Origin of the sequence: Phyllobacterium sp. 22552 (assembly GCF_052044585.1) — a bacterium.
Classification (GTDB): Bacteria; Pseudomonadota; Alphaproteobacteria; order Rhizobiales; family Rhizobiaceae; genus Phyllobacterium; species Phyllobacterium ifriqiyense.
This window is the reverse complement of the sequence record NZ_JBQENG010000001.1, coordinates 73,644-94,916: the sequence shown is the minus strand read 5'-3', so window position 1 is coordinate 94,916 and position 21,273 is coordinate 73,644. Positions and strand designations below refer to the sequence as shown.

At 54.2% G+C, this 21,273-nt stretch carries 18 protein-coding genes; 9 read left to right on the top strand and 9 right to left on the bottom strand.

Annotated features, from left to right (window positions below):
* Window positions 1-177 precede the first annotated feature (177 nt).
* From ACTJI9_RS00440 to ACTJI9_RS00425, 4 genes are all read left to right on the top strand, one after another.
* Complete coding sequence (locus ACTJI9_RS00440; protein WP_115052291.1) at window positions 178-1,281, top strand: ABC transporter substrate-binding protein; 1,104 nt, start codon at window positions 178-180, stop codon at window positions 1,279-1,281.
* A gap of 160 nt (window positions 1,282-1,441) precedes the next feature.
* Entirely contained in the window at window positions 1,442-2,356 is a 915-nt protein-coding gene (locus ACTJI9_RS00435; protein ID WP_115052290.1) for an ABC transporter permease, read from the top strand.
* The gene (locus tag ACTJI9_RS00430; protein WP_115052289.1) at window positions 2,353-3,144 is read left to right on the top strand and encodes an ABC transporter permease; all 792 of its coding nucleotides are present in this window, start codon (window positions 2,353-2,355) and stop codon (window positions 3,142-3,144) included. The genes ACTJI9_RS00435 and ACTJI9_RS00430 overlap by 4 nt, the downstream gene beginning before the upstream one ends.
* A gap of 15 nt (window positions 3,145-3,159) precedes the next feature.
* The gene (locus ACTJI9_RS00425; RefSeq protein WP_115052288.1) at window positions 3,160-4,224 is read left to right on the top strand and encodes a polyamine ABC transporter ATP-binding protein; all 1,065 of its coding nucleotides are present in this window, start codon (window positions 3,160-3,162) and stop codon (window positions 4,222-4,224) included.
* Window positions 4,225-4,776: 552 nt separating this feature from the next.
* Here the strand turns inward: ACTJI9_RS00425 and ACTJI9_RS00420 are convergent.
* From ACTJI9_RS00420 to ACTJI9_RS00400, 5 genes are all read right to left on the bottom strand, one after another.
* Window positions 4,777-5,943 (bottom strand): iron-containing alcohol dehydrogenase, encoded by a 1,167-nt coding sequence (locus ACTJI9_RS00420; RefSeq protein ID WP_336439642.1) that lies wholly within the window; start codon window positions 5,941-5,943, stop codon window positions 4,777-4,779.
* A gap of 162 nt (window positions 5,944-6,105) precedes the next feature.
* A complete protein-coding gene (locus ACTJI9_RS00415) occupies window positions 6,106-7,491 on the bottom strand; it encodes an aldehyde dehydrogenase family protein (RefSeq protein WP_440805319.1) in 1,386 nt (461 codons plus the stop codon).
* Window positions 7,492-7,582: 91 nt separating this feature from the next.
* Complete coding sequence (locus ACTJI9_RS00410; RefSeq protein WP_115052284.1) at window positions 7,583-8,953, bottom strand: glutamine synthetase family protein; 1,371 nt, start codon at window positions 8,951-8,953, stop codon at window positions 7,583-7,585.
* 74 nt (window positions 8,954-9,027) lie between these two features.
* Entirely contained in the window at window positions 9,028-10,581 is a 1,554-nt protein-coding gene (locus ACTJI9_RS00405; RefSeq protein ID WP_115052283.1) for an amino acid permease, read from the bottom strand.
* A gap of 89 nt (window positions 10,582-10,670) precedes the next feature.
* A complete protein-coding gene (locus ACTJI9_RS00400) occupies window positions 10,671-11,420 on the bottom strand; it encodes an N-formylglutamate amidohydrolase (RefSeq protein ID WP_440806181.1) in 750 nt (249 codons plus the stop codon).
* A gap of 175 nt (window positions 11,421-11,595) precedes the next feature.
* Between ACTJI9_RS00400 and ACTJI9_RS00395 the strand changes: the two genes are divergently transcribed.
* Window positions 11,596-12,429, top strand: coding sequence for a MurR/RpiR family transcriptional regulator (locus ACTJI9_RS00395; protein WP_115052282.1), 834 nt, complete (start codon window positions 11,596-11,598; stop codon window positions 12,427-12,429).
* A gap of 138 nt (window positions 12,430-12,567) precedes the next feature.
* Window positions 12,568-13,983: an NADP-dependent phosphogluconate dehydrogenase gene (gene gndA, locus ACTJI9_RS00390; RefSeq protein ID WP_440805315.1), complete on the top strand. Its 1,416-nt coding sequence runs from the start codon at window positions 12,568-12,570 to the stop codon at window positions 13,981-13,983.
* A gap of 227 nt (window positions 13,984-14,210) precedes the next feature.
* Here the strand turns inward: gndA and ACTJI9_RS00385 are convergent, their stop codons facing one another.
* Window positions 14,211-15,206, bottom strand: a complete 996-nt coding sequence (locus tag ACTJI9_RS00385; protein WP_440805312.1) for a GlxA family transcriptional regulator — start codon at window positions 15,204-15,206, stop codon at window positions 14,211-14,213.
* Window positions 15,203-15,766, bottom strand: a complete 564-nt coding sequence (locus ACTJI9_RS00380) for an isochorismatase family protein (protein ID WP_115052279.1) — start codon at window positions 15,764-15,766, stop codon at window positions 15,203-15,205. The genes ACTJI9_RS00385 and ACTJI9_RS00380 overlap by 4 nt, the downstream gene beginning before the upstream one ends.
* 243 nt (window positions 15,767-16,009) lie before the next feature.
* Here ACTJI9_RS00380 and ACTJI9_RS00375 point away from each other — a divergent pair, with 243 nt between their 5' ends.
* Window positions 16,010-16,618 carry an alpha/beta hydrolase gene (locus ACTJI9_RS00375; RefSeq protein WP_440805310.1) on the top strand — a complete coding sequence of 203 codons (609 nt, stop codon included), beginning with the start codon at window positions 16,010-16,012 and terminating at the stop codon, window positions 16,616-16,618.
* 130 nt (window positions 16,619-16,748) lie between these two features.
* Here ACTJI9_RS00375 and ACTJI9_RS00370 read toward each other — a convergent pair whose 3' ends face one another.
* On the bottom strand, window positions 16,749-17,360 hold the full coding sequence (locus ACTJI9_RS00370) for a GNAT family N-acetyltransferase (protein WP_307279879.1): 612 nt from the start codon (window positions 17,358-17,360) through the stop codon (window positions 16,749-16,751).
* A gap of 83 nt (window positions 17,361-17,443) precedes the next feature.
* Entirely contained in the window at window positions 17,444-18,577 is a 1,134-nt protein-coding gene (gene odc2, locus ACTJI9_RS00365; protein ID WP_115052276.1) for an ornithine/lysine decarboxylase, read from the bottom strand.
* 539 nt (window positions 18,578-19,116) lie between these two features.
* Between odc2 and ACTJI9_RS00360 the strand changes: the two genes are divergently transcribed.
* Window positions 19,117-20,304: an amidase gene (locus tag ACTJI9_RS00360; protein ID WP_115052275.1), complete on the top strand. Its 1,188-nt coding sequence runs from the start codon at window positions 19,117-19,119 to the stop codon at window positions 20,302-20,304.
* The gene (locus ACTJI9_RS00355; RefSeq protein ID WP_115052274.1) at window positions 20,304-21,212 is read left to right on the top strand and encodes a LysR substrate-binding domain-containing protein; all 909 of its coding nucleotides are present in this window, start codon (window positions 20,304-20,306) and stop codon (window positions 21,210-21,212) included. The genes ACTJI9_RS00360 and ACTJI9_RS00355 overlap by 1 nt, the downstream gene beginning before the upstream one ends.
* Window positions 21,213-21,273: the final 61 nt, after the last annotated feature.

Sequence of the window (21,273 nt, the reverse complement as noted above, 5' to 3'; positions counted from 1 at the left end):
GGCTTTCGCCGAATTGCTAAGCCGCCGAAAAAGTGGTTCACTTATTCTTACTGCTCAGGGAAAGTCTGTTCACCGGCACGTCACGGGTCTGTCATCCAACTGACATGAGAGACCTGTATCGGGTGCCGGACGTCGGATAAAGAGCCAATGACGTATCGCTCAAACAGGGGTCTAAAAATGGTAGGTTATACAAAACGCGCGGTAGCGCTGTCGACTGCTGTGCTATTTGCCAGCACGGCAGTTTCCTTTGCCGACGCACCGGCAGATTTGGTTGCGGCTGCAAAAAAGGAAGGCACGCTGACCACAATCGCCTTGCCGCATGACTGGTGCGCCTATGGCGATGTGATCGCTGGTTTCAAGGCCAAATATGGCATTGAAGTCAACGAACTGAATCCGGATGCAGGCTCGGGCGACGAAATCGAAGCCATCAAGGCCAACAAGGACAATAAGGGCCCGCAGGCTCCTGACGTCATCGATGTCGGCTTTGCTTTTGGTCCATCGGCAAAGAAAGACGGCCTAACCCAGCCTTATAAAGTCTCCACCTGGGACTCCATTCCTGACAATGTAAAAGATGCTGAAGGTCACTGGTATGGCGACTATTACGGCGTTCTTTCCTTCCAGGTAAACACCGACATCGTCAAGGAAGTCCCGAAAGATTGGGCTGACCTTTTGAAGCCTGAATATGCAAATGCCGTTGCTCTTGCTGGCGATCCGCGCGCTTCCAACCAGGCTATCCTTGCTGTAGGCGCCGCTGGCGTTTCCACAGGCGGCACTTATGGCGCTGCGGCAGGTGAAGCAGGTCTTAAGTATTTTGCTGACCTCAACAAGGCTGGCAACTTCGTTCCAGTTATCGGCAAGTCCGGTACATTGGCTCAGGGCGCAACACCGATCATCATCAACTGGGATTATAACGCGCTTTCCGGCCGCGACACTCTCAAGGGCAATCCGCCTGTAGAAGTTGTTGTTCCGGCTTCCGGCGTTGTTGCTGGTGTGTATGTTCAGGCCATCAGCGCTTACGCACCTCATCCAAATGCTGCCAAGCTCTGGATGGAATATCTCTATTCCGATGAAGGTCAGCTGACATGGCTCAAGGGCTATTGCCATCCGATCCGTTTCAACGATCTTGCCAAGAACAACAAGATCCCCAAGGACCTGCTCGACAAGCTGCCTCCTGCTGCCGCCTATGAAAAGGCAATTTTCCCGACTCTCGATGAACAGGCTGCCGCCAAGGAAGTCATCACCAAGGGATGGGACAAGATCGTAGGCGCCAACGTCAAGTAATACAGGATAAAAATCCCCGCGGGTCCGCCGCGGGGATTTTTCCATCATGTGAGGGCCAGCGTCGGCCCTGAATATCCGATGGGTCGGTATCCTGGCTGCCTTGCCTTTGCATTACTCTGGCGCGGCTGAATATTACTTTATCAAGTGGTCCCAAACACTCATGAGTGCAGTTTCAGAACAAGACGTTTCATCACCAGCTCCACCGGCGGCGCCAATAGCGAATGAGCGCAAACGCCTGTCGCTCGACTGGCTTGGGGTCATGCCCTTCATCATCTTTGCCGTGCTGTTTTTGATATGGCCGACAATCTATCTGATTGCCGGAGCCTTTCAGGACAGTCAGGGTAATCTGACACTCACAAACATTGTGAATCTGTTCCAGCCATCCATCATGGATGCCTACTGGATATCCATAAAAATTTCCCTTGCTTCGGCCATTCTCGGTGCAGCCATAGGGTTTTGCGTCGCTGCCGCTGTCACACTTGGCGGTTTGCCGGCCTGGATACGCTCGCCGCTAATGACCTTTTCGGGCGTCGCTTCCAACTTTGCCGGCGTGCCGCTCGCCTTTGCTTTTTTGGCGACGCTGGGGCGAACCGGGCTTGTCACGACGTTCCTTTATAATGTTTTCGGCTTCAATCTTTATGGCCACGGCTTCAATCTGCTCAGTTTCTGGGGCCTGACGATCACCTATCTCTACTTTCAAATTCCGCTGATGATCCTCATCATTACGCCAGCTTTGGACGGGCTGAAGAAGGAATGGAAGGAAGCAGCGCTCATTCTTGGCGCAACCGGCCCGCAATATTGGCGCATGGTCGCATTTCCCATTCTCTGGCCTGCACTGCTGGGCACGATTCTCCTATTGTTTGCTAACTCGTTCGGCGCAATTGCGACCGCTTATGCACTCACCGGTTCATCGCTCAGCATTGTTCCTATCGTGCTCTTCGCGCAGATTCGCGGCGACGTCTTGCAAGACCCTCACCTCGGTTATGCGCTGGCATTCGGCATGATTGTTATCACTGGCGTTTCCAACGGTATTTATATCTGGATGCGCGCCCGCAGCGAACGGTGGCTTAAATGAAAACCAATCGTTTCTGGTCTTGGATCGCACTTGCTTTTGGCATCATATATTTTGTGGTGCCGCTTATCGGCACTCTGGAATTTTCGCTACGCATGCGCCGCGGCGTATATTCCTTCGATGCCTATTGGGTCATCCTCAGCGATCCGCGCTTTCAGGCAACATTCGGCTACTCCATCGTTATGGCGCTGGTGACAATTATTGTCGGTATCGTGCTGGTTGTTCCCACTGCCTATTGGGTGCGCTTGCGGCTTCCCGGTTGGCGTCCATTCCTTGAATTCATCACGCTGCTACCGCTGGTCATTCCGGCAATTGTTGTCGTGTTCGGCTATATCCGCCTCTACAATACATCGTCATTTCTGCCCTTGACCGGCTCCGCCATGGGTACCAACCTGCTGCTGGTCTTTGGCTATACGATGCTGGCATTGCCCTATATGTATCGCGCTGTGGATACGGGCCTTGGCGCTATCGATATCCGCACCATGACCGAAGCCGCGGAAAGTCTTGGTGCAAGCCGGTTAAAGATCATGTGGAGCGTCATTCTCCCCAATGTTCTGGTTGCCGTGCTGTCCGGCGCCTTCCTGACCTTCGCCATCGTCATCGGCGAATTTACCATGGCGGCACTGCTCAACCGGCCCGCATTTGGACCATTCCTGCAGCTTATCGGTGCAAACCGCGCCTATGAGCCTGCGGCTCTGGCAGTCATTTCCTTTGCAATCACCTGGGTTTGCATGGGTCTTATTCAGGTTGTCACCCGTCTCAATAAATCCCTCGCTGCCACCAAGCGCTAAGACCGGATAAAAACAATGTCATTTCTCACAATCAGCCATTTGAAAAAGAGTTTCGGAGCGACTACTGTCGTTCATGACTTCAATCTGAATATCGAGAAGGGTGAGTTCGTTTCTTTTCTCGGACCCAGCGGCTGCGGCAAGACCACAGTGCTGCGTATGGTAGCCGGCTTTGAAACGCCCACATCCGGCAAGATCAGCATTGGCGGTCAGGACGTGGTGAACCTGAAACCGAACCAGCGCAATATCGGCATGGTGTTTCAGGCCTATGCGCTATTCCCCAACATGACCGTCGCTCAGAATGTCGCTTTCGGATTGAAGGTCGCAAAGAAACCGCAAGCGGAAATTAACGCAACCGTTCATGAAATGCTCTCATTGATCAAACTGGATCACTTGGCGGATCGTTATCCTTATCAGCTTTCAGGCGGCCAACAGCAGCGCGTGGCTTTAGCCCGCGCGCTGGCTACCAAACCGCAAGTGCTTCTGCTGGACGAGCCTCTTTCTGCGCTTGACGCCAAGATCCGCGTTTCCCTGCGGGAGGAAATCCGCGCCATTCAGCGCAAGCTTGGCATCACCACCATCTTCGTGACACATGACCAGGAAGAAGCGCTGTCTATCTCAGATCGCATTGTCGTCATGTATGAAGGCAAGGCCGAACAGGTCGGCGCGCCATTCGAGATTTACAATCAACCATCATCGCGTTTCGTTGCGTCCTTCGTTGGTACATTGAACACGCTTGACGCGACCGTTCGTGACGCTGCGGCGGGCATTATTGCAATTGATGGCAAGGATGTGATGATCGGTCAAAAGATTACCAATCATAAGGTTGGCGACAAGATTTCTCTCGCCGTTCGCCCGGAGGCTGTCAGTCTAGGTGAAGCAACCGACAAGCGCGAGACAACGCTGGATGGCAAGATCAACAGCGTGCACTTCCTTGGCTCGGTCATCCGCATTCGCGCTTCGCTCGGCGAAAATACCGTTTCCTTCGACACATTCAACAATCCAAGCGCACCTCCGCCCTCACCGGGAGAAAACGTGAAGGTCAGCCTGGCGGCAAAGGACATGTTGCTCTTGGGGCAATAGACAATATTGCATTGATCGGGATTGCAGACGATCCGGATCGTTATTAGCTGTTGCGACACAGCCTACCGGAGAAAGGCCGCTACTGTGGCAATTTCATCGCCAATAGGGTTGAGACGCAGATTAATCTGATAATTCAGCGCAATTCTCTTGGTCAGCCGTTTTCTGCCGAAAATAATTGAATAGAGTCATCATGCCAAAAAAGATCGTAAGTTGGACACCGAACGTCCATAGCGATGCTTGAATAGGCTTATCAGGTTGCCACAAAATAATTGTGAGCCAAGCCGACATGACGAGGCTCTCGACAAACCAAAATGTCAAAATCTCAGAAAATGACGATCCGACAAATTTCGAAGTCGGCATATTTCCTCTGCCTAAGCCAGTTACCCAAACAGCCCAAATTATGGAAGCAAAGGTCCTGAGCAGAACAAGATTACCGGAATCACCGCTCTTAGAAAACCAACTGCCATGGCCGCAGGCAAAACCAGACAAAATGCAAAAAGGGCGCTGTCTCCAGCGCCCTTTTAAATTTGACTTTCAAAGCTCGCCTTTCGGCTATCCTTTGATCGCCTCGTTCAGCAGCTTGAGTGCTGCTTGTTTGGTCAGTTCGACGGGGTTGCCTCCCGCCGTTGGGTCGACGATTGCCATCTCGGCAATCAACTCCTTGCGCGCATCATCCATGTCCAGATCCTTGATCAAACCTGGCAAGGCATGCGGTACTTTCAGCTCGGTTCGCAAATCAAGAATTGCCTTGGCAAATCCATCAAATCCGCCCTTGATGCCGATATAATTGGCAAGCCTTACGATGCGCTCTTCAATAGCGCCGCGATTAAAGGCAAGCACATAGGGCATGAATACGGCGTTGGTCATGCCGTGATGCGTGTCATAAAGCGCACCAATTGGATGAGATAGTGAATGGATCGCGCCGAGCCCCTTCTGGAAGGCGGTCGCCCCCATGGCCGCCGCGCTCATCATATGCGCGCGCGCTGTCAGATCATTGCCATTGGCATAGGCTTTGGGCAGGTTCTCGAAGACGAGCCGGATGCCTTCAACAGCAATACCATCAGCCATTGGGTGATAGCCCGGAGCGCAATAGGCCTCAAGACAATGGGCCAATGCATCCATGCCTGTGCCCGCAGTAATAAAAGCTGGCATGCCCACAGATAGCTCAGGATCAGCGATAACGATTGCCGGCAGGAGCTTCGGGTGAAAAATCACCTTTTTAGTGTGGGTTGCTTCATTGGTGATAACGCCCGCGCGGCCAACTTCCGAGCCGGTTCCAGCAGTGGTTGGCACGGCAATAATCGGCGCGATCACCTCGCTATTGGCACGGGTCCACCAGTCACCAATATCTTCGAAATCCCAGATTGGCCGGGTCTGCCCTGCCTGAAACGCAATAAGCTTGCCAAGGTCCAGCGCCGAGCCGCCACCAAAGGCGATGACGCCATCATGCTTGCCTTGTTTGAACACTGCAATGCCTGCGGTCAGATTTGAATCCACCGGGTTGGGCTTCACATCTGAAAATACGCCGTAGGGAATCTTGGCATCGTCCAGAATTTTCAATGTGCTCGCAACCACTGGCAGTTTCGCCAAGCCAGGATCAGTAACGAAAAGCGGATTTTTGATTCCGGTCGCTTCCAGAACTTCCGGCAATTCCTTGATGCGTCCTGCGCCAAAACGCACCGTGGTTGGATAGTTCCATTTGGAAATAAGCTGGCTCATATCATGTCTCTACGTTTGGCATATCTGTTGTGCGTGGTTCGACAAGCTCACCATGAGGATGATGGATTGCTTGCAAAGATAGGCAACTCTGCCTTGTTCTATTGTAGCCCACTCACGACCCTCATGGTGAGCTTGTCGAACCACGCACAATTCCAATGCTTGTTAAATCTCTTCGCGCAGGTGGTAAGATTTTGGTCTTGTCAAATTGCCATATCCGATGGCTGACATGGCCGCACCCTTGCCCGTGTCTTTGACACCCGTCCAGACCAGCGCGGGATCGATATAATCGCAGCGGTTCATGAACACAGTGCCGGTTTCAATTTGGTCCCCGATCAAAGCCGCGTGATCGGTATCAGTGGTCCATAGCGAGGCAGTCAGGCCGTATGGGCTGTCATTCATCAAGGCCACGGCCTCCTCGTCATTGCGCACTTTCATGATGCCGACGATTGGCCCAAAGCTTTCTTCGCGCATGACGCTCATTTGATGATCGACATTGGTCAGCACTTCGGGAGCAAGATAGGGAGAACCAGCCTTGTCATTGGCAACATTCATGTTCACGTGAGCTTTCGCGCCCTTGCGCAGTGCTTCGGCCTTTTGTTCACGGATCAGTTCGGCAAAGCGGGTCTGCGCCATCGGGCCCATCGTGGTCACCTCTTCCAGCGGGTTACCGACAACATATTGCTTGGTCAGGTCAACGAAGCCGTCGACAAAACGGTCATAAACCTTCTCATGCACATAAATGCGCTCAATACCGCAGCAACATTGACCGGAATTGAAAAATGCCCCGTCAACAAGATTGGCAACCGCATGATCGAGATTAACATCCGGCAACACATAGGCCGGGTCCTTGCCGCCAAGTTCCAGCCCCAAGGTCATGAATGTGCCTGCCGCCGCCTTTTCAATGGCGCGTCCGCCACCCACTGACCCCGTGAAATTCACGTGATCAATGCGGCCGGAGCCAAGCAGCTTTTCTGTCTGGGCATGACCAAGCACGATGTTCTGAAATACGCCCTTAGGCAGACCTGCCTTTTCGAAAGCCTGCGCAAATCGTTCTCCGACCAGCAAGGTCTGGGCCGCATGTTTCAGAATGACGCTGTTGCCCGCCATCAGGGCAGGAATGATGGTATTGACCGCCGTAAGATAGGGATAATTCCATGGCGCAATGACCATGACGACGCCGAGCGGCACATGCTTGATGTAACGACGGAAACCCGGCCTGTCATTCTCCAAAATGGGCGCTAGCGCCTGTTCGGCAATTTTGACCATATAGCGCGTACGTTCTTCAACGCCGCCTTTTTCACCACCGTAACGTACTGGCCGGCCCATCTGCCATGCAATTTCCGGCACGATTTCATCGTTCATGGCCAGTAATGCGTCAAGCGCGGCAAGACATAGACGACCGCGCTCTGCAATGCTGGTCTGTGCCCAATCCGCTTGCGCCTGTTTCGCGGATTCGACCGCTGTATCAATCGCCTTGTCGCTGGCAATCGGGCGTTCGGCATAAACAGTGCCATCAATGGGCGTAATCAGTTTGACCGTTTCGGCCATGTCAAAACCTCGTGCTTTCGTTTTTATAGCCCCTCCCCACAAAGGCAGGCTGCATCGCAGCAGGGAGGGGTATTTCTCTATTTTCAGTTCTTCAATACCGTTCGAAGCCGCGATGCAACTCCCAATCGGTCACACGGCGATCATATTCAAACTGTTCCCATTTGGCCGTGTGAACATAATGTTCAACGACGTCCTCACCCAGTGCCTCTTTGAGCATTTTTGAACGTGCCAGCGTGTCTGTCGCCTCACGCAGGGTTTTCGGGATTTCGCGTAGTTTTGCCCCGCCATAGGCATCGCCCTGGAATGGCTTGCCGAGTTCCAGCTTCTCATCAATGCCGGCAAGACCGGAAGCAATCAACCCTGCAAAAGCGAGATATGGGTTGAGGTCAGCCCCGCCAATGCGGCACTCTATACGGATAGCCTTGGAACCTTCGCCGCAAAGGCGAAAACCTGCCGTGCGGTTGTCAAGGCTCCAGACATTTTTCGTCGGCGCGAATGTACCGGCCTGAAACCGCTTATAGGAATTGATATAGGGCGCGAGGAAATAGGTGAAATCATCGGCATATTTAAGCTGCCCCGCCACCCACTGGCGCATTAAAGGCGACATCGTATATTCCGCGTTCTTATCATAGAAGAGCGGGGTCTTGCCGTCTGCGCTCCACAATGAATTGTGGACGTGGCTTGAACTGCCTGCGAGCGAATAATCATACTTCGCCATGAAGGTGATCGCCTTGCCCATCTGGGTGGCGATTTCCTTGCAGCCATTTTTCATGACCACATGGCGGTCGGCCATTTCCAGCGCTTCGGCATAGCGCACATTGATTTCTTCCTGACCCGGCCCCCATTCGCCCTTGGAATTTTCAACCGGAATACCCGCATCAAACAGGCCATTGCGGATGGCGCGCATCACCGCATCTTCTTTGGTGGTCATCTGGATCACATAGTCCTGAATATAGGGCGATGCGGTTGTCATGCCCTTCCAGTGCTTGGCTCTCGCGCTCTCATAAGTCTCATCGAAAAGATAGAACTCAAGTTCCGAGGCGAAATAGGCCAGATAGCCGCGATCCTTCAGCCGGGCTAGCTGCCGTTTGAGAATAGCGCGCGGCGAATGCGAAAGGTCTTCGTGATGATGGTGATCGAGAATATCGCACAATACCAGCGCGCATTTTTCCAGCCAGGGAATATGGCGAATGGTCGTAAGGTCAGGCTTGATGACGAAATCGCCATAGCCCTGTTTCCAGCTCGCCGCCTTATAGCCCGGAACCGGCTCCATATCGATATCATTGGCAAGCAGGTAGTTGCAGCCATGCGTCTCGTCATGTGCGGATTCAACAAAGAAGCTCGCGTGGAATCGCTTGCCTATCAATCGGCCCTGCATATCGACGAAACAGGCCAGAATTGTATCGATTTCACCGCTGCTTACGCGGCTTTTCAGTTCGTCGAAACTCCAATGTCCGGGCATAGTCCATCCTCAAAAACGTCAACTGGGTCAAAGAAGAGGCGACCGGCTTGGTGCCGGTCGCCTCTTTGTTGAAATCAGGCTTTTTCACCGACTGCGCGTTCAGCAGCTGCAATTTCCGCCGAGCGGCGCGCTACTTCGTCGCCAATTGGAGGGCCACGGAAGCGGCGGCGTTCAAAGCCAAACCACACGATTGCCGTAACCACCAAAAAGCCGACAGTGATGTAAAGCGCCCATTCATTTGGCGGTTGAATGCCGAGCACGAAGATCAAAGCCATTGCCAATATCGACAGCACAGCAAAGAACTTGAACTTGCCTTCGCCCATATCCCAAGGCCCCATCTTGTTCCATTTTGGCGTGCCCCAGGCCAACAGACCCAGCGCAATTGGAATAGCGAATGAGAAGAAGAGGAAGATGACCGTGCAGGATACCACGATCGTATAAACCGGCGTTTCACCGATCGACACCAGTGAGGATCCCCAGACGAAGAGAACGGCAAGGGTTGAACCCGTCCAGATCGCGGAAACCGGCGTACGATATTTGGGGCTGACTTTGGAAAGTGCCTTTGATGCCGGAAGCCCCCGATCACGGGCAAAAGCGAAGATCATGCGCGAAACTGAGGTCACTGTCGCAAGTCCGCAAAGGAATTGGCAGATGAAGATCAGGAAGTAGAGGATGTCCTTTACCAGCGGATTGACTTGCTCGTTCATCGCCCAGAAGAAAACATTCCAGCCCTGCGCCGCAGCTGCATCCATGTTTGGAATCATCAATACGAATGAGCAGAGCATGATATAGCCGAAAACTGCCGACCAGAGCACGGATGAGATCATGCCCCGCGGCACAGAATGCGCCGCACGAACGGTTTCCTCCGATGTATGTGCCGAGGCATCATAGCCTGTGATCGTGTAAATAGGCAGCAACAGGCCGAGCAGAAAGACCCAAGCGCTTGACGTCGTTGGCCACACATTTCCACCAGCTTCGCCGGAATAGTTGGAGAATGTAAACAGACGGGCAAAATCATAGCCATCAGCGACGGCCAGACAAACGACTGAAAGAGCAATGGCCGTCACAAAGATCAGATAACCGGAAAAGTCCGTCAGTTTGGCAGTAAGACCAATACCCATATGGTTGATCAGCGCCTGCGCGCCGGTCAAAATCACCAGAAATACCACGCGGACAGTCGTCGAATCGGCAATACCAAGATATTCGCCGAATGCCCCGATAAAGAAATAATAAGTGCCGACATTGATGGCGCCGAGCACCGTGATGAGACCCAGCAGATTGAACCAGGCGGTGAGCCAGCCCGTGCCGCGATTACCGAGGATTGAGCCCCAGTGATAAAGCCCGCCAGCCGTCGGATATGCGGAGCTGATCTGCGCCATGGCAATGGCAAACACTGCTGAGACAAGGCAGCCGAGGGGCCAGCCAATGCCGATTGCAGCGCCACCCGCACCGGAGGTTGCCTGCGCCAGCGAATTGATACCGCCGGATAGAATACAGATAATCGAGAAAGAAATTGCAAAGTTCGAGAAACGGCTCATTCGCCGTTCCAGCTCCTGGGCATAGCCCATTCCGTGAAGAACTTTTACGTCCTCCAGCTTGTCTGTGTCTGTGTAGTCCTGGTGTGTCATCACGTTCCCCTGTTATTATTGAAAGAGTTGCAACGTCGATAGCAGCGTCAGTTTCTAGAATTCCTTGTTTGTCGTCCCCGCAATGCCCATCAAAGGCCTTTTGTTATATTATTCAAAAGAGCTGAAAGCAGTTCCCCCCAGCCCTCCTCCTCTTGAGCTGTCGTCACAAGATCGTTGCGAATCTCGATCATTACAGCCGGCATTCCATGGGCAGAAGCGTGTCGCTCCAGCGTATAATAAACGCGATCTGCCGGTGAATAAGGTTCGTTGATCCCAACGTTGTAACGCCCCAGCGCCTGCAAGCCTGCAATAAGCGGCGCAGCAACGCGCTCGTCCGCGTCATGAATAATGCCGATATGCCAAGGCCGCTCGACACCGCGATAGACCGGCGTATAGGAATGGATTGCGACAAATACCGGCTCAGGCTTGCCCGCCGCCTTTCGCTTCTCGACGAGCGCTTCAATGGCGGCATGATATGGCCTGTGCGAAAGTTTGATACGTTCCTGTCGCGCTGCCTCGCTCAAATTCTCATTGGCCGGAATGACCGTTACCTCGCTTACCGAGGGCACGAGGTCCGGCGCACTCAGCGGGCGATTGCAGTCAATCATCAGGCGGGACACACAGGATTCGATAAGCGGTGCATCAAGCAATCTGCTCATGACAGCACTGACACCAAGCGCACCCGGATCCCAGGCGATATGTTTTTGAAGGTCGCTATCCTTCAGGCCGAGCGTGCCAAAACCGTCCGGCACAAAATTGGAGGCGTGATCACAAAGAATGATGCATGGTCCCGCGCCATCCGGATTTGTTATCCGAACGGGAGTCCATTCTTTTGTCATTACCTGCGGCGCACCGCTCGCTATGGTCCGGCCCATTTTTGCCCTTTTCGGCAAACTGTACTTTACGTTACATTTTATGTTTTTATTTCCACTCTCGTATGATTTGATACATAACAATCAAAATTGTCAAATCCGAAATTTACGTTTCAAAATTCGGACCGGGGGAGACAGCCAAATGAGCACAAGCATTTCCGAGCTGATCGCAGAAAAGATAGACGCGATGCCTGCCTCGGAACGCAGGGCGGCTCAAACGCTTATCGCAAATTACCCGCTGATCGGCCTGAGAACGGTTGCTGAATTTTCCGGTCAGGCAGGTGTATCCTCGCCGACAATCTTGCGCTTCGTCTCCCGTCTCGGCTTCCAAAGCTATCCGGAGTTCCAAAGCGCCCTGCAGGAGGAACTCGCCGCACAGGTACAGTCGCCATGGAATCGTGCTGCAACCATCCAGCGGCCAAAGGACGGGGCCACCTTCCCGCTTATGGAAGCCGCCATTGAGAATATCCGCGAAACATTCCAGCACCTTTCAGCGCAGCAGCTTGGAGACGTAACGGATGCGCTGAGCCGCAATCGTGCCCGTCTCTATCTCCTCGGCGGACGCTTCACCGATCCCATAGCAACCTATATGGCCGCGCATCTCAAGATTGTACGCTCCGGCGTCACCCATCTGGCAGGGCAGGAAAGCCATTGGCGTGACCAGCTGATCGATATGGGCAAAAAGGATGTGCTGCTGGTTTTCGATATACGCCGCTATCAGGATAGCCTGTTGCGGTTTGCAGAAAAGGCGCAGGCCCGCGGCGTTGAAATCGTGCTTGTCACCGACCAATGGCTCTCTCCCATCGCGCGTTTCGCCCGCCATGTCATCGCTGGCCGAACCGCCGTTCCCTCCCCTTGGGATTCGTCTGCCGCACTCTTTCTCATTGCGGAAACACTGATTGCCGAAGTCACGCGCAAGCTTGAACAAAGCAGTGCTGATCGCATTCGCGATCTGGAGCAATTGCGGGATAATTAGATTTTCTCCCGGCCATGCCATTGCCGCCAACGCTCATTAATATACTAATGCTGTCCCGGACTCGAAAAAGGCTCGGTGCCATTCATCCGGATGAAATTATCGCATTATGCCCCTATTGAATGTGTAAGGACCAAAATCATGCAGCAAGCTGACATCGGATTGATCGGCCTCGGCGTCATGGGTGCCAATCTGGCGCTGAACATCGCTGAGAACGGTTATCGCGTTGCGGTTTTCAACAGAACCGTTGCCAAGACAAATGAATTTTACGCCGAAGCAGGTGCGCTGCAGGACAAGATCATCGCGTGCGAGACGCTTGAGGATCTGGCCAAAAACATCCGCGCGCCGCGACCTATCATTCTCATGGTCAAGGCTGGCGAGGCCGTCGACGAGCAGATTGCCGCTCTCAAACCATTCCTTGCCAAGGACGACATCATCATCGACGCTGGTAATGCGAATTTTCACGATACGGTGCGCCGCCTAGCAGAACTGGGGGCGAATGATCCGACATTTGTCGGCATGGGCGTTTCCGGTGGTGAAGAAGGCGCGCGCCATGGCCCTTCGATCATGGTTGGCGGCACGCCCGAATCCTATGCCCGTATCGAGCCTGTCCTGACAGCAATTTCCGCCAAGTACGAAGGCGAATCCTGTTCAGCCCTGCTTGGGCCTGACGGAGCAGGTCATTTCGTCAAGACGATCCATAATGGCATCGAATATGCCGATATGCAGATGATTGCCGAAGTTTACGGCGTGTTGCGTGATGGTCTTGGCCTCACCTCCGAAGCCATTGGCAGGATTTTCCAAAAATGGAATGAAGGCCCGCTGAATTCCTATCTCATAGAAATCACCGCCAAGGTTCTGCTTGCCAGTGACAAGAAGACTGGCAAGCCTGCCGTCGATGTCATTCTCGACAGCGCAGGCCAGAAAGGCACTGGCCGCTGGGCCGCTATCGAAGCGCAGATGCTCGGCATTCCTGCGACCGGCATCGAGGCTGCTGTTGCTGCCCGTTCGATCTCGTCCATGGTCAAGCAGCGCAGCGAAGCGGCAAAGGCCTATGGCGATCTTGGCACCGCCAAACTCTCCGATGGCAGCCAGGCATTTATCGACGCGCTCGAACAGGGTCTGCTTGCGGGTAAGATTGCGGCCTATGCGCAAGGCTTTGACGTCATGGCAGGCGCATCGAAGGAGCGCGGCTGGAACATCCCCCTTGCAACGACCGCCCGTATCTGGCGCGCCGGCTGCATCATTCGCTCGCAGTTCCTCGATCAGATTGCAGCGGCATTTGAAGGTAGCGAAGGCACAAATCTCCTTCTTGTACCGGCCTTTGTCGAGCGTATGCAGTCAGGCTCGAAATCCTTGCGCAGGATCGTTGCCGAAGCCTCGCTAGCAGGTCTGCCAGTTCCGGCACTCTCTGCCGCTCTCAACTATTTTGATGGATTCCGCCAGGCTCGCGGCACAGCAAATCTCATTCAGGCGCAGCGTGATTTCTTTGGCGCTCATGGCTTTAAACGCCTTGGCGAAGAGGGTGATTTCCACGGGCCTTGGTCTGTTGCTTAATCAAGCTCGATACAACGACGTGTGCTAACTTGATTGTATTGGCGTTGTGCGTGGTTCGACGAAGCTCACCATGAGGAAGAATTGTGTATTGCAGGGAGCTATTTCTGCAAGGTCAGAAGATAATCTTGCAAGCCACTACCTTCCTCATGGTGAGCTTCGTCGAACCACGCACAGCACCAATGCAGCAGAATCGATAGCCTCAATCGAAATGGAGATTGCCGTTCATATCACGGCAATCTCGCGCTGCTGGGTGGAGCGGCATGAATCCGCCCCCAAGCCCGGCGCAATTGCCTTGCCGATGCAAATCCGGTGCGGTCTGCCACCCCTTCCATATCCAACCGCGTATTGCTCAATATCTCCCGCGCCAATGCAATCCGCAGGCGGTTGAGATAGTCGGGAATGCTCATTCCCGTATGTTCGTTAAAAAGGCGTGAGAGGTGGCGTGGACTTGTGGCTGCAATGTCAGACAGCGACTGCAAGGTCCAATTCTGCGCCGGATCAGAGGCAAGCCTATCCTGAACACGGTGGATTGCCGGATGGATGTGATTGCGCCCGTCAAGCCAGGGCGACCATTGCGGATCAGTGCCGCTGCGCCGCAGATAAACCACCAGATATCGTGCAACAGCCACAGCACATGCCGGCCCTGCAATCTGGCTGACAAGATGGAGCATCAGATCAATGCCCGCCGTAATCCCAGCACTTGAGTAACGATTGCCATCTTCGACATAAAGCCGGTTGTCAAAAATCCGTGCCGTCGGCACATTTTCACGCAATTCTTCGATCGAACCGAAATGGGTGGTGCAGGCATATCCATCAAGCAGGCCCGCGCGTCCCGCCAGCAAGGAACCTGAGCAGATCGACACCAGTTTCTGTGTCTCGCCGACATGGGTCCGAAGCCAGTCGATAATCGCCGTGTCACCATGGCCCTGCGCTTCCGCATGGGCTGAAGCCGGTGTATCCAGCAGCTCTGTCGCGTCTCCCGAAATTATAATCATGGCATCCGCCGGGACATTGCCGGGCAATGGCTCTATGCCGCTGATCGTCAATCCGATGGATGTAGTTACATTTGCCAGCGGGCCGACATAGCGCACATTAAAGCGCACCACGTCCTGCTCGAAATTTGCCTTGCGCAACACTTCCACCGGCCCGGCAATGTCCAGCAGCAGTGCCCTTGCGGGCACCACCACCAGAACATCGATATTTCTCGGTTCCATTACACTCATGCGGCCATCGCGCGTTCGACTCCGCTCAATGCTTCGTCAACCGTCACAATTCGCGCAAAGCGCCCGGCGAGCACCAGTTCGGTACGGGCCTTGATCTCATCGGCGCTGAATGTACGGCCATCAGCATGTGTCATGGCAAAGGTCAGCGTTGCTTCGGAGACAAACTCCACCTCGTAACCCAAATCTGACGCATGGCGCGTTGTCGTTTCACAGCATTGCTCGGTACGGATTCCAGATACCAACACTTTGCGGATGCCGTTTTCGGTCAACCAAACGTCAAGCCCGCTACCGACTAGCGCGCTGTGCCGGGATTTGTTGAAAACGGCATCGGCGCTGAACGAAACTGGAGCGAGAGGCTTGATAAAGCCCGACTCCATGGCAAATGGACCATCCCCATCCACATGGAAAATCCGTACCACGGGCAGGCCCTTGGCTTTAGCACCATCAATCAATCGCTGGATGTTTGCGATAAAGGGTTGTGCTTCTGCTTCATTCCAATAGCCACGCTGGCGAAATGATTCTTGTACGTCAATAACGATGAGCGCTGTGTCTGCGGACATTTTTGAACTCTCCTATGTGTTAATATTAGGAGATTATCGCTAGATATAACAGCGCGATACGCATGTGCCGGACGAAAAGCGGACAATAAAAGCCAATACCTGACAAATGCGGCGCACTGTCTTCAAATAGTAGACAATCCATCCAATAGCCGGGCCTTCTTTTCCTTGGCCAAGCACCCATATTGGGGCAATAAAAGTCATCAAACGATCCGGACAGCAGAAGGGCCGGACGGAAAGGCCACAATGTCAGCCGACATCTATCAAAATCGCACGCATCTTGCCGCAATGCAGGGCCAGCCGCTGCTGTTTGTTTTTCATGGCACCGGCGGCGACGAAAATCAGTTTTTCGATTTCGGTCGGCAATTGCTGCCCGATGCCGGCATTATTTCACCACGCGGCAATGTATCGGAACATGGCGCATTGCGGTTTTTCCGCCGAACCGGCGAAGGCGTTTATGACATGGAAGATCTTGCCGTGCGCACGGATGCCATGGCGGACTTCATCCGTGCCCGCAAAATCGAAGCACGGCCGTCCAGGACCATTGGTCTTGGCTATTCCAACGGCGCGAATATTCTTGCCTCCGTCATGCTGAAACATCCGGGCCTGTTCAACGAAGCTGTGCTGATGCACCCGCTTATCCCTTGGCAACCAGACGCTCAACCCGGCCTTGCCGGCAAGCGTGTACTGATCACCGCAGGCCAGCGTGACCCTATCTGCCCGCCCTCATTGACGCAGGATTTTGCCGATTATCTGATTGGGCAAGGTGTAGAAACTGATCTTGCCTGGCACACGGGCGGTCATGAAATCCAGCAGAGCGAGATCGCCGCGATTCAGCGGTTTTTTGGATCGTAAATCCCGCTGGCATTGTCATTTGTGCGTGGTTCGCCCTTCGGCTAGCTCAGAAGGGCGAACCACGCAGGGTTTTGCTGCAAATGTAAAAACCCCGCTTATTCCACCAAGTGAAGATAAGCGGGATTGGTGTTTACCTTGAAAACCGCATAGCCACCGGCAATATCCTGATAGCCGATGAGCGCTTGCCCTTTGGCGTCAACAGGCCATGCGCACCGTCCAGATGTCCGGCCTTTAGCTCCAGCGCCAAAAAGCGATGGCGCTCAACGGGGCCCGGCATTGCAAGACCGGCTGTCTTCGTGCCGTCAAATCCGAAACGTGCATAATATTCCGGATCGCCGACCAGAAGAATCGCGCCATGGCCAAGGCGTGCGGCTTCTGCTGTCGCGTGACGCATCAATGCAGCACCAATACCGTGTCCCTTCAGCGTCGGCTCGACAGCCAATGGCCCCAGCAACAAGGCGCGCACGGACTTTCCTGATGCATCATGTCCGGCCTGAATGTCCCAAAGCCGCACTGTTCCCAGCAAGGCGCCATCATTGCTGCGTGCAACAAAGGCCAGCCCTTGCGCAGGCAAGCGCCCGCGCCGCAGTTTTTCAGAAGACTTGCGGCGGCGTCCCTCACCCATGGCACGGTCGAGCAGGGCCTCACGGGCTTGTTCATCCTGTGCGGTTTCATTGCGGATAGTGAAAGCCTGCAATCCATCCGGATGCAAATTTTGTTCGATATATTCTACTGCGTTCATTGTCTTGACCAATCGATCATAAGGGTGCGTCAGCGCCGTCCGGCCGTGAAGCCGGACAGCAGTCCATCACCGGGCAACAGCCCTTAAATTACGTATGATCGGAGCGGTTCAAAGCCATTGAAAGCAACTGCCGAGTAGGTCGTGGTATAAGCGCCAGTTCCCTCGATCAGCACTTCGTCGCCAATAGTCAGCGAGATTGGTAGCGGATAGGGGTTCTTTTCATACATCACATCGGCACTGTCGCAGGTTGGGCCAGCAAGAACGCATGGTTCGGAAACATCGCCATCGCGCGGCGTTGTAATCTGATAGCGGATTGCCTCGTCCATCGTCTCGGCCAGACCGCCGAACTTGCCGATATCGAGGTAAACCCAGCGTACATTGTCGTTGGCGGCCTTCTTTGACACGAGCACGACCTCGGCCTTGATGACGCCTGCATTGCCAACCATGCCACGACCGGGCTCAATGATTGTCTCAGGCAGACGATTGCCGAAATGCTTGCTCAGCGCCTGGAAAATAGCCTGACCATAGGCCTGTGCAGTTGGCACATCCTTGAGGTAACGGGTTGGGAAACCACCGCCCATATTGACCATTTTCAGTGTAATGCCTTCCTTGGCAAGCGCGTCAAATACCTGCTTTGCATCGCCGAGCGCACGATCCCATGCAGCAAGATCTGTCTGCTGGGAACCCACATGGAAAGACACGCCATAGCTGTCGAGGCCAAGCTGCTGGGCGGAGCGAAGCACGTCAACCGCCATGGCAGGAACACAGCCAAACTTGCGCGACAGGGGCCATTCGGCGCCAGCACCGTCAGTGAGGACACGGCAGAACACGCGTGCGCCAGGCGCAGCACGGGCGACTTTCTCAACTTCTTCGACGCAATCAACGGCAAAGAGGCGAATACCGAGTTCGAAGGCGCGGGCAATATCGCGCTCTTTCTTGATCGTGTTGCCAAAGGAAATACGATCCGCAGTTGCCCCCGCATCAAGCGCCATCTCGACTTCGGCAACCGATGCCGTATCGAAGCTGGAACCGAGCGAAGCGAGCAGGCGCAGAATTTCCGGCGCAGGATTTGCCTTCACCGCATAGAAAATCTTCGACTCTGGCAAGGCCATTTCGAAATTGTGGAAATTTTCACGCACGACATCAAGATCGAGCACCATGCAAGGGCCGTTCGGGCGTCGGGTATTGATGAAGTCGATAATGCGCTGCGTAGCCATGTTATGCTCCAATTCCATAGCGGCTGGTATGGCCGCTCAAGCAGTGCAATTTCTCGGGCCGCGCCCATCGAAACTGCTGAGGACAAAGTGCATGAATCCATCCCCCGCGAAGCCAGCCTTTGGAGATGCTGAAAACACGGACAAGTTCATGCGGCGGTGGACCTGCGCCAACTGGCGTCGATCCGCTTTGTCTGCCTTGGTTTGGATGTTCCCATCCGCACTACCGGCAATGAAGGTGTGCCTCTTCAGTAATTCTCGGCTTTTGGACAGCCGAAAGAGACCGACTAGGCCCGCACCGTCGTTGCTTCAGATGTCCTCAACTTTGGCAGTTGGCTGCTAAGCTGACTGGAGGGGTTAGTTCCAGGTACCATACCGTTTCCTCACCATAATGAAGATCGGCGGACACCCACGGGCACGTGCGACTTTGGGCAAGGGCGATATAAGGCGGAATATGTGTCCAATCAATGACAAATATCGATTGTGACAAAGTTTTTTATTCATTGAACAAACAGAGCAAAATCACGTAGAATCTTTGAACGATGACCATATCAAAGCCCCTTAACGCTCTTTTGGATTTACCGTCTGTTAACCTTGTCTCGGGCGATGGTCCCTTGAGTGGTGAAACTTTGGCGGTCAAGGACATATTTGACGTGGCCGGCCTGCCCACTGGTTGCGGAAATAGGCAAAAACAGGCCGAATCACCCAATGCCATAACCACCGCGCCAGCTGTGCAGAAATTGCTCGATGCAGGAGCGACATTTATCGGCAAGACCCAGACCGATGAACTGGCCTTTTCGCTCATGGGCCAGAATGCCCATTATCCTCACCCGATAAACCCGAATGCGCCCGATCGCGTCACAGGCGGCTCATCATCAGGATCAGCGTCAGCTGTTGCAGGCGGATTGGCCAGCATCGCAACCGGAACGGATACGGGCGGCTCCATCCGTGCCCCTGCCAGTTTTTGCGGTCTGGTAGGCTTGCGCATCAGCCATGGGCGCATCTCTCTGGAGGGCACGATGCCATTGGCGCCCTCCCTCGATACGTTTGGCTGGTTTGCCCGTGATATCGAGCTTTACGAGAAAGTCGGCAATGTCCTGCTTGGTCAGGACATAAGCGACTTCAAGCTGAAGCGCCCGCTGTTCATTCCGCTGCTGGAACATCTTCTGGTCGGCGAAGCGGAGGATGCCGCCTACCGGCAAATGTATAAATTGGTCGCAGGCCATCTCGGTCATGCCCGTTCCGCCCGCCAATCAACAGCATCCATGGATGATCTTTATCTCTGCTTCCGCCAGATTCAGGGCTTTGAGGCTTGGGCGGCGCACGGAGCATGGCTTTCCGAGAAGAATCGCGGACTCGGCCCCGGCGTTAAAGAGCGGTTCGAATATGCCGCCGCCATTGATCTGGACACCTATCAGGCTCAGGTAAAGCGCAGGGCGCTTTTCACCCGCGAGCTTGCAGATTTACTTCAGGATGATGGTGTTTTGGTTATGCCGACCGTACCCGGTGCAGCCCCACTGGCTGCAACGCCTTTTGGGGATATTCAGGCATATCGCGAACAGGCGCTCCGCCTGTTGATGATATCTGGCCTTTCGGGCTTTCCGCAGATCACCTTGCCGCTTGGTCAGGTTCACGGCGCGCCATTTGGCTTTTCGCTGCTTGGACCGAAAGGCAGTGACATGGCGCTCATCCGCCTTGGCCGCACCATTTTACAATCAAAGGCACACTGATGGACACACTCACCCGCATGCGCGCCTATATTGATGTCGTGGAAGCGGAGGGGTTCTCGGCGGCGGCCCGCAAGATCGGGCGTTCCAAGGCACTCTTGTCCAAATATGTACGCGAACTTGAAGACGAGCTTGGTGCTTTGCTTCTCAATCGCACCACGCGGCAATTTTCCCTGACGGAAGCCGGCCACACCTATTACCAGCGCGCTAGCGAAATTCTGCGCGATGTCGAAAACCTGAAGGAAACGGTTCGCGACACCAGCAGCGATATCAAGGGGCGGATCAAGATTTCGGCACCGCGCACCTTTGCCGACGCCGATATTGGCCAATGTCTCATCGATTTTTGCGCCGATCAGCCTGAAATCACTCTCGATGTTCGGCTTGACGATCGCTTTGTTGATCTGGTTGAGGAAGGATTCGACCTGGCCATCCGTATTACCCGCATGCAGGACTCATCGCTGATCGCCAAGCGCATTGCTCCTTTCCGTGTCGTCGCCTGTGCCTCGCCTGCATTGATCGAACAGACGGGCGTTCCGCAGCGCCCCGAACAGCTGAGTGCCCTGCCCTGCATCGTCGATACCAATAATCGCTCGCGCAATAGCTGGCAGTTTCATAATCAAAGCGGACCGATCATTTCCGTTCAGGTGTCCGGCCCCCTGGAGATCAATAGCCCGCTTGCCGCGCGCCGCGCCGCTCTTTCAGGGCTGGGCTTTGCCATGCTTCCGGATTTTATCGCAGCGCCGGATGTTGCAAGCGGCAGGCTGGTGCCTGTACTTGACGAGTTCGTCATGCGGGATGCCGGTATTTATGCAGTCTATCCGCATCGGCGCTATCTGCCCGCCAAGGTGCGCGTGCTTGTCGATTACCTGACTAAATGGTTCAAGGACCAAAAGGACAATCGCAAAGCCTAAAATGATGGGCTGTTAATGTTATATCGTCCCAATTTTGCCAAGTTCGGGATGTCCTGTACCA